The organism is Bacillus cereus group sp. BfR-BA-01523 (assembly GCF_022662615.1).
In the GTDB taxonomy this organism is placed as follows: domain Bacteria; phylum Bacillota; class Bacilli; order Bacillales; family Bacillaceae_G; genus Bacillus_A; species Bacillus_A mycoides.
The window spans coordinates 750,753-760,449 of sequence record NZ_JAKUDX010000002.1 but is presented as its reverse complement, the minus strand read 5'-3'; the positions used below and the strand labels follow the sequence as shown (position 1 = coordinate 760,449).

Sequence of the window (9,697 nt, the reverse complement as noted above, 5' to 3'; positions counted from 1 at the left end):
CATTGGTTTGGTTTTCACCAATTTAGCTGTTGCTTGATGGATATGGTTATTTCGGATATTCGTAATTTTCCTAGATAACCGAAGGTGCTCAGTTTTAGCTTTTTCATATCCTGCGGATTGAATTTTTACACCTTTTTTAAATCTCCTAGACATATCTCTTTGCACTGACTTTTTCCTTTTCAAAAGTTTTTTTACCTTGGCATCTTTGTTTATATTTCGTTCTTTCGTACCATTAGAAGCTACAAACAGCTCTTTTAAACCAACATCCACACCAATCGACTCATTTGTTAGTTCTTGTGATTCAAAGTCTTCTTGGAACCCTACACTAATCCACCAGTGACGACCATCAAATGTAACTCTTGGATTGGATGGTTTTTTGTTTCTTGGTAGTTGTTGGCTTGTTTTTACTTCTCCAATAGACTGAATATCAACTACTTTCTTTCCTATAATCAGTCTTTCATAATTGGCATAAAATCCTTGGATTAAATCTTTTTTAGATTTATAAGAAGTGTGATAACCATTTTTGTACTTTTTGAACGAATGTTTCCTCGCCGTATCAAAATCTTTTGAAGCCTGTTTGGGAACTTGTGCGTTGATGTCATTTAACCACTCATATCGCTTTCGCTTCTTGATCTTTGTAAATCGTTTCTGTAAAGCTAACTGTGAAACAGATTTTCCAAATAGCTTATAGTATCTATCACTCATTCTTTTACAATAGTTATAAGCAAATCTTGAAGCACCAGCATGGTTTCTAAGCACTTTTTCTTGTTCAGGCGTTGGAATCAGTCTGACTTTCTTCGCCAATATCATCAGAATTTAACTCCTTTACTGTGCGATTATTTGGGCACTCACCTTTTAGATAATGAAAGATTGATTCTTCTGAATAGTAGCGTGTTCCATCAGCATTCTCCTAAGACTACTAGGATACAAACCTGTTAATTCCGATACCTGACTAATTCGTAAAAATTTCATTATTATTCTCATTGCATTTACCATAATGCATAGATTCGGTAGATTCAATGAGACTTGATAGATTTAATTAAATTTATCTCGTTCAACTAAGGGCGCAATTCCTTAGCCAGTTCTCTTATGAACTTCTCATGTTTTCACATGAGCGCAGACTATATGTTTATCTACTTAGAGATAGAGGATTTTTCCACCACCATAGGCTTGTGGTGTACTCTCGTCAGTTATACGAGATAGTCGTTGAACGTTCATCTTATCAATTTTGACTTAGATGATTCGAGGCGGAAGACCCATTGTTCTAGTGTTTAGGTTTTAACCTTGCACGATCTGATTGATTTTTTCTGCTTTCGCAACATTCACGCTCACCATTTCTAGCCACGTTGTAGTTCAATCAGCTTTAGGGATTGCCCGCAGTTAACCCTCACTACTAGCCAATCACTTGACTAGCAGGGCTTACTGATATATTTAATTAACTTTAGTTATAATTGGTTAAATAAATCGTAACAGTTAGTTACCCTTTAACATTTGTTTACTTAAGTTTGCAAACCTTAAATTCGTATATGACCAATCGCCTGATATAATTGTTATTCCGTCTAAATTCGCCTCTTCGAAATCCGAACCAGTCATTTTACATTCTTCAAACTTAGATACAAATAAATTCGTACCAAAAAACCTACAATTAGCAAACGTAGTTCCTTGATGGATAGAAGCATTAAAAAGAGTACCAGTAAAATCACATTCTATGAAATTACAATTTTTAGTAAAAACTTCTGATGCATCTATCCCTCTAAAACGGCATTTTATGAAGGTACAATTTTTCAATTCCTCTTCTTTTATCCAGACATCTTGAAAATCTATTTCTACATATTCTTTATTTACAAATTCACTCATAATCAATCCTCCAATTTTTCAAAAAACCTCACTTCAGCATGAAGTGAGGTTTCTTCTTATACAATATGCTCATCTAACCATGAAATCAAATCTTGAAATACATCTTCTCTATTCACTTCATGGAACATTTCATGTCTACCATTTTCATATAAACGAAGTGTTACATCTTTCACACCACATTTTTTATAGTTTTCGTATACTTCTTTTACACCTTTCCCCATATCCCCAACAGGATCACGATCACCAGAGAATATATGTATTGGAAGATTTTTTGGTGTCTTCTTGTATTCTTCTATTTTATTTACTTCTAGAACTCCATGAAACAATTCTCGGTAAAAACTAGTCGTGCAAATGAATCCACATAACGGATCCGCAATATAATTATCAACTTGATGAATATCTGAAGATAACCAATCAAATTTCGTACGATTTGGCTTAAAGTGTGAGTTGAAGTTTCCGAAAGATAAGAAGTTCAGCATCGGACTTTTCGTTTTCTTTCCGCGAAGTTTCATCTCAATTGTCGCTACTTTATGACCGATACTTCCTAAAAGCCCTGGATTTCCACCAGTTCCTGAAATAAGGAATCCATCATATAATTCACCTTTAAGTTGTACAGCACGTCTTGATAAAAAAGAACCCATACTATGTCCAAGTAAAAATAACGGGCATGTCTGCTCTTCTTTTATGATTTCCGAAACAAAGATAACATCAGACACAGCCTGATTCCAACCTACATTTGGTTCAAAATGACCATAGTCTTCTTCCCTTTTCACTGTTTTTCCATGCCCTTTATGATCATGAGCATAAACACCATATCCTGCTTCTAATAAAGCATCAATAAATTCTGTATAAACACCTGCATGTTCTGTCATACCATGTGCAATTTGAACAATTCCCCGTGGATTTCCTTCTGGTAACCATTTACGCAAGTAAATTTCCGATTTATCCAATGCCGTAACGAAATTTTCCTGTATGCTCATTCCGACAGCCTCCAAATCTATTATGTATATCTTTTTTTATAATGAATAAACATTCATTATTCTTATTATGTATTATATGCAATTGCTTTCATTATGACAAATGATCTATTTTTCCGATTACATATTAAACTATTATCTTGACGAATTCAAAATAAAATTATATAGTTACTTACATAAAGTAATTAATATATTTTTAGGAGGTTTTAATCATGATGCCCTCACTATTTTTAGCACATGGATCACCTATGCTTGCTATTCAAGATACAGACTATACACGCTTTTTAAAGACACTTGGAGAAACATATAAACCGAAAGCTATTGTTATTTTTACCGCTCACTGGGAAAGTGAAGTATTAACGATCTCCTCTTCAGATGAAGTATATGAAACAATTTATGACTTTGGAGGTTTTCCTCCTGAGTTATACGAAATCAAATATCATGCGAAAGGCTCTTCTAGCATTGCGTCTATGCTAGAAACAAAATTTAAAAACAAAGGCATTCCAGTCCATCATAATATGACGAGAGGTTTAGATCATGGCTCATGGACACTCCTGCATCGTATGTACCCAGAAGCCAATATTCCTGTCGTACAAATATCAGTAAATCCATTCCTTCCTGCAAAAGAACAATTTGAAATTGGAGAAGCACTAAAAGGACTTGGACAAGAAGATATTTTAGTAATCGGCAGCGGAGTTACTGTTCATAATTTACGAGCATTAAAATGGAATGAAACAACTCCGGAACAATGGGCGATTGAATTTGATGATTGGATTATAAATCATATGCATACTAGCGATAAAGATGCATTGTTTAACTGGGAAAGAAATGCTCCTCATGCACAATTAGCTGTACCAAGAGCGGAACATTTTGTTCCTCTATTTATCGCGATGGGTAGTGGTGAGAACGACGGTACGGTCATTCACCGTAGCTACGAGCTTGGTACATTAAGTTATCTTTGCCTTCAATTTTAATGAAAAAGGATGAAGCAATATTGCTTCATCCTTTTTCTGTTTTTCATTCACATAGTTAACTAACTTCCAAATGTCGTTTCTCTGATACCTCTTCGTTCTTACTATGAAAATAAACCCAAATGCACGCAATAAATAATAGTGATGATGTAGAGAAGAAAACATATTGGAAGCCTGCATGAGCTGCAATTTGTCCACCAAGTACTGGCCCAATCATATTTCCTAAAAACTGAAATGATTGATTATATCCAAATATTCGTCCCGTTACATGGGTTGGCGTATGTTGTTTTAGTAGAGTTTGTACGGAAGGTAATAGTCCTGCTTGTGCAATACCTAATAAAAAGCGAAGAATTAATAGTTGCCAAGCTGAGGTTACAAATGCTTGCGGAATAAAAATAATTCCTGCAGCAAACAACGCTACAACTAACGTTTTTTGAGGTCCAATATGATCTGATAATCTTCCTAGCTTAGGAGCTGCTAAAATAACTGCTAATCCTGTCGCAGACATGACTGCACCTGCAAGCATTTCAATATGATCTGTTCCTGGTCCTGCCAAATGCTTTACATACAACGTAATAATAGGTTGAATCGACATATTTGCAAGCTGAATAATAAACGTTGCTACAAATAAACTTATTATTAAATGTTTTGCAGGGACCATCGTCCATACTTTTTTCGGCTGTGCCTTTTTTTCTTTAGCAGAATGTTTCTCCTCATGTAAGAAGAAAAAGACGATAAGAAAGGACAGGAATAAGAAAGCTCCTGTAACTAGAAAAACATGGCGCATTCCGATTAACTCTGACAAATAACCTCCGAGTATCGGCCCAAGTAACGAACCGCTCACGCCTCCAGTTGAGATTGTAGAAATTGCCCAACCTGAATGTTCTTGCGGAGTTTCTGCAGCAATAAGTGTCATCGCTGTAGAAAGGAAACCTGATACCGATCCCATTAAAAACCGAAGTACGACTAATTGATACACATCTGTCACAAACCCCATAAGCGTCATAATTATCGCCATACCAAGGCTAGCACGTATAAGCATCAATTTCCGTCCATGTATATCACCGAGCTTTCCCCATATCGGTGATACAATCGCACCCATTAAAAATGTTACACCAAATGCAAGTCCCGACCACTGTGCAATACTAGAAGTGCCGGTCACCCCTAATTCCTCAATATAAAAAGATAAAAAAGGAATTACTAAACTCATACCGGCTGCAGTGGTAAAACAACCTAGCCAACAAATCATTAAATTTCGTTTCCAGCTGGCCATTTTCACACCTTCTTTCATTAGATACCCATTCTACACCGTTTCCTGGAAAAAGTTTAGTAATTTGATTTATACATAATAAAACTCAATCGGACCTGCTTGTCCTATAATTGCATACTCATATCCGCTTTTCTTCATGTTATATAAACAATGATTCAATAACGTCTTCCCAACACCGTTCACACGATTATGTTTCGCTGTACCCATCGGGCCAAACAACCCTTTTTTTCCTCTCACAACATCGTAACAAGCGAAACCAATGATTGCTCCTTCCTGCTCAGCAATAAAAATAGGCAACTCCTCTTTATATGTCCGAAATCCACAATCTAAAGATTTTAACCAACGTTCACCAAATTCATCCTTAACAAAACGTGCCAACTTTTCAAAATCAGAAAAGACAGCTCTTCTAACATTAAAATTTAAATTATTATAAATAGGATTAAATCTTTTTAAATCAACGGTTAAGTCTCTTGACTCAGATGTAATACTCAGCAGCTCTTTTTGCACGTTTTTACTTATAACCTTTTCAATAACTGTATCAACTTGAAACAGTGCATATAAAACATGCCCTTCATTTATTAATACTTGCTGAAAACGGTCCATCCGTTTCTTTGCTACTTGTAAAACTTCTATCGTCTTATTTGAAACTTTAAACTCCCCAACATTTATGTATTCTATTTCATTTGCATAATATTGTTGAAGTAGCGATATCTTTGCTAAAAAATCCATACCCACCGTGTGAAATAAATACATATGTAACTCCGCGCAAACTCCATTACCTTCCTTACAAGCTCCTATAAATAGATGCATAGGATGAATAATACCTTTATTACACTCAACCTCTCGCGTTGCAATCTTCAATATTTTATGTGCACGTTTTGTAAATTGAAATTCCTCCATATACATCCCTTCCCCCTAATAACTTGATATCAAGCCGTAAATATATATAATTGAAACAATTATTCCAACTACTAATATCCCTGGAAGTAAATTTGCTACTTTAATTTTAATGAATCCAAGTAAGTTTAATCCAATTGCAAAAATCATAATACCACCAGTTGCTGTCATTTCAACTATAAATTGATTCATTAATTTCTCTGGTACAAAACTATTAATTTGTGTTGCAAAAACTGCAATACCTCCCTCATATAAAATCACTGGAATTGCTGAAAATACCACTCCAATTCCTAGAGTTGTCGTTAATATAATAGAAATGAATCCATCGATAATCGCCTTTGTAAATAAAATATCATGATTTCCGCGAATCCCACTGTCCAATGCACCAAGTATCCCCATCGCTCCGATTGCAAAAATAAGCGTGGCTGTTACAAAGCCTTCTGATATGCTCCCTTTCCCTTTCGATCCAACTTTATTTTCTAGCCAATCCCCTAACAGTTTTAACCTTTCTTCTAATTGTAGCCATTCTCCGATTACCGTACCAATAACTAAACTTAGTATGACAACAAGAAAATTTTCACTTTTTAATGCCATTTGAAGTCCAAGTACAGTAACCGCTAAACCAATTGCATGCATAATTGTTCCCTTCATACTTTCTGGAATTGCACTAAATAATTTACCAAGTAAAGTACCAAATATAATACAAATCCCATTTACAACTGCTCCTAATATAACCATTTCTCATTCTTCACCCTTCGAATTCTTTATTTCTATATTTTGGTTTATACATTGATTTACAGGTTACCTATATGTTAACGTAATATTGTGAATATTAACAAACGTTTTTCACTACATAACCCGCTATTTTTTTGTAACTATACAAAGACCGATTGCCTTTAGTAGATTCATTGTTAATCTAATTGCGGGATAAACTCAAAAGGGAAGGTATTTATGAAAACTTTACTAAAACGATTTCTGTTAATAGCCTTTTTCATTACACCAATTGTTTTATTAATCAACTACTCTTTTATTTCAAAAGCGAAAGACAAACCTGATATGCAGAACAAATCTAGTAAAACAGCTTCAAAAAGCGAAAAGAAAACCGAAGACCCTGAAATCACACTCACCTTCTCTGGTGATACAATGTTCGATTGGCAATTACGTCCCGTAATCGAAAAAAATGGGGCTGATTATCCATTCCAACACGTAAAAGAAGAAATAACGAAAGCTGATATTTCTTTTGTTAATTTAGAGTCAGCATTTACAACGAGAGAAAAAAGAGTACCTGGGCAACAATTTTGGATTAAAAGTGATCCATCCACACTACAAGCCATTAAAAACACCGGATATGACATCGTGAACATTGGCAATAACCATACGCTTGATTATGGGCAAGATGGACTACTAGACACCATTTCTCACGTCGAAAAATTAAAACTACCTTACACTGGAGCCGGAAAAAATGCTGAAGATGCTTATACTGCTCGTGAACTAACTGTAAAAGGAAAAAAGTTTAAATTTCTTTCCTTTGTACGCTTTATGCCCAACTTTAATTGGGTAGCTGGTGACAATAAACCCGGCGTTGCAAACGGATATGACCTAGATCTTGTAACAAAAACGATTCAAGAGCAAAAGAAAGATGCTGATTATGTAATCGTCTATATGCATTGGGGCGTCGAAAAATCTAATCGTCCAATAGAATACCAGAAACAATATGTTCCAAAAATGGTAGAGGCGGGTGCTGATGCAATCGTTGGAAGTCACCCGCATTGGTTACAAGGATTTGAGTATTACAATAAAGTTCCTATCGCATACTCGTTAGGAAACTTTTTATTCCCGAATTATGTAAATGGAAAGAGTGCCGAAACAGGTGTATTAACTTTAACCTTTAAAGGTAAGGATGTCCAAATGTCATTCAATCCTTACATCATTCGCAACAACCAAGTTTCTCCTGTAAATGAAGAAGAAAAGAAAAAAGCACTGCAATATTTACAAACGGTTTCAACTGATGTAGAAATTGATGATACTGGGAAAATAATAAACAAACGCAACTAAACAGCACGAAATTCATTTCTCTGTAACATACATTACGGGATAGGTGATGAATATGCTGAAAAACTTATTAGAAAATATAAGTCTATTAGAAAACGTGTATAAAATATCTATAGCGATCCTGCTTTTATGTTCATTTTTTTCTGTTAGACTTCTAAGAAAAATAAAGCGAGAGAGAAAACTTACTCCCTTTGAATTTACAATGTATGTAATCATTCATATTGCAATACTTTTTTGGTTAACTAGCTTTATCCTTCTTGAATATGGAGCGTATTTCGTTTAACTTTCAAAGAATAAAAAAGATAGAACAAGCAGGATTTCCCTCCTGTATCTATCTTTTTTATTTCAAGTAGAATTGTATGTTAACTCTTTTCTTTTATTAAATAAGTAAATCAAACAGCACAGGATTTTTATTAAGCTCCACGAATTGAATGTTATTTTCTTGAAAACGAGTAATTAAAGCTTCATAGTCTTCCTTATGCTTTAATTCTACCCCCACTAAAGCTGGACCATTTTCTTTATTATGTTTCTTAATATACTCAAAGCGAGTAATATCATCTTCCGGTCCTAATCCTTTATCAAGAAACTCTCGTAGTGCTCCTGAACGTTGCGGAAATTCAATGATGAAATAGTGCTTTAATCCTTCATGAATAAGGGATCGTTCTTTCATTTCTTGCATTCTATCAATATCATTATTTCCACCACTTAACGTGCATACAACTGTTTTTCCCTTTATTTCATCTCTGTATAGATCAAGTGCCGCAATAGAAAGCGCACCAGCTGGCTCTGCTACAATTGCATTTTTCTTATACAGTTCTAAAATCGTCGTACAAACCTTTCCCTCTGGTACTAAAACTATGTCATCAATTACATCTTTACATGTTTCAAAAGTTAACTTTCCTACCTTCTTAACAGCTGCTCCATCAACAAAACTATCAATCTTTTCTAATGCAACATTTTCATTTTGAAGAAAAGCTTCTTTCATAGATGCAGCTCCCATCGGTTCTACACCGATTACCTTTGTAGTAGGACTAACCCCCTTTACATATGTACCAATACCAGATGCTAATCCACCACCGCCAATTGCTGTAAATATATAATCAACTGGTTTCTCCATATCATGCATAATTTCAACAGCGACTGTTCCTTGACCAGCAACGACATACGGATCATCAAACGGATGTACAAATGTCATCCTATTTTCTACACAATAGCGCTGCGCCTCTTGGAAAGAACTATCAAATGTATCACCAACTAATACAATGTCTGCGAAATCACCACCGAAAAATTCAACTTGTGATACTTTTTGCTTAGGTGTCGTTGTCGGCATGAAAATTTTTGACGGAATCTTCAATAAATTACACGTATAAACAACTCCTTGTGCATGATTACCAGCGCTTGCACAAACAACACCATTTTGTAACTTTTCTTTCGGTAAACTTTGAATTAAATTATACGCACCACGAATTTTGAAAGAACGAATAACTTGTAAATCTTCTCGCTTAACATATACGTCACATTCATATTTCTCAGATAAAACTGAATCTCGTTGTAACGGTGTTTTAATAACGATATCTTTCATGCAATTATGAGCCATTAAGATATCTTCAATTTTCACTCTCTCCTTTACCTTCTGCACCATTTCATATCATCCTTATCTCTTTTAAATTGGC

The 9,697-nt window shown here is 34.9% G+C and carries 9 protein-coding genes and 1 pseudogene; 3 read left to right on the top strand and 7 right to left on the bottom strand.

Annotated elements, in window-relative coordinates:
- From MR066_RS08340 to MR066_RS08330, 3 genes and pseudogenes are all read right to left on the bottom strand, one after another.
- Nucleotides 1–810: RNA-guided endonuclease InsQ/TnpB family protein (locus MR066_RS08340; RefSeq protein ID WP_242246715.1), on the bottom strand; the 810-nt coding region annotated here is incomplete at its 3' end.
- 669 nt (nucleotides 811–1,479) lie between these two features.
- Nucleotides 1,480–1,857: pseudogene (locus MR066_RS08335) on the bottom strand (pentapeptide repeat-containing protein); the annotation flags it as partial.
- A 56-nt stretch (nucleotides 1,858–1,913) separates the two neighbouring features.
- Complete coding sequence (locus tag MR066_RS08330; RefSeq protein WP_242246707.1) at nucleotides 1,914–2,837, bottom strand: alpha/beta fold hydrolase; 924 nt, start codon at nucleotides 2,835–2,837, stop codon at nucleotides 1,914–1,916.
- 209 nt (nucleotides 2,838–3,046) lie between these two features.
- Here MR066_RS08330 and MR066_RS08325 point away from each other — a divergent pair, with 209 nt between their 5' ends.
- Nucleotides 3,047–3,808 (top strand): DODA-type extradiol aromatic ring-opening family dioxygenase, encoded by a 762-nt coding sequence (locus MR066_RS08325; protein WP_002012144.1) that lies wholly within the window; start codon nucleotides 3,047–3,049, stop codon nucleotides 3,806–3,808.
- Between the two features lie 55 nt (nucleotides 3,809–3,863).
- Here MR066_RS08325 and MR066_RS08320 read toward each other — a convergent pair whose 3' ends face one another.
- The 3 genes from MR066_RS08320 to MR066_RS08310 form a co-directional block, all read right to left on the bottom strand.
- Nucleotides 3,864–5,078 carry a multidrug efflux MFS transporter gene (locus MR066_RS08320; protein ID WP_242246704.1) on the bottom strand — a complete coding sequence of 405 codons (1,215 nt, stop codon included), beginning with the start codon at nucleotides 5,076–5,078 and terminating at the stop codon, nucleotides 3,864–3,866.
- Nucleotides 5,079–5,144: 66 nt separating this feature from the next.
- On the bottom strand, nucleotides 5,145–5,975 hold the full coding sequence (locus tag MR066_RS08315; RefSeq protein WP_242246702.1) for a GNAT family N-acetyltransferase: 831 nt from the start codon (nucleotides 5,973–5,975) through the stop codon (nucleotides 5,145–5,147).
- 15 nt (nucleotides 5,976–5,990) lie between these two features.
- Nucleotides 5,991–6,710, bottom strand: coding sequence for a DUF554 domain-containing protein (locus MR066_RS08310; protein ID WP_002031194.1), 720 nt, complete (start codon nucleotides 6,708–6,710; stop codon nucleotides 5,991–5,993).
- Between the two features lie 213 nt (nucleotides 6,711–6,923).
- On the opposite strand from MR066_RS08310, the gene MR066_RS08305 reads away from it, so the two are divergent.
- Nucleotides 6,924–8,027, top strand: coding sequence for a CapA family protein (locus tag MR066_RS08305; RefSeq protein WP_002141275.1), 1,104 nt, complete (start codon nucleotides 6,924–6,926; stop codon nucleotides 8,025–8,027).
- Nucleotides 8,028–8,079: 52 nt separating this feature from the next.
- A complete protein-coding gene (locus tag MR066_RS08300) occupies nucleotides 8,080–8,307 on the top strand; it encodes a hypothetical protein (protein ID WP_242246700.1) in 228 nt (75 codons plus the stop codon).
- Nucleotides 8,308–8,403: 96 nt separating this feature from the next.
- On the opposite strand, the gene ilvA is transcribed toward MR066_RS08300, so the two are convergent.
- Nucleotides 8,404–9,666, bottom strand: coding sequence for a threonine ammonia-lyase IlvA (gene ilvA / locus MR066_RS08295; protein WP_242246698.1), 1,263 nt, complete (start codon nucleotides 9,664–9,666; stop codon nucleotides 8,404–8,406).
- Between the last annotated feature and the right edge of the window lie 31 nt (nucleotides 9,667–9,697).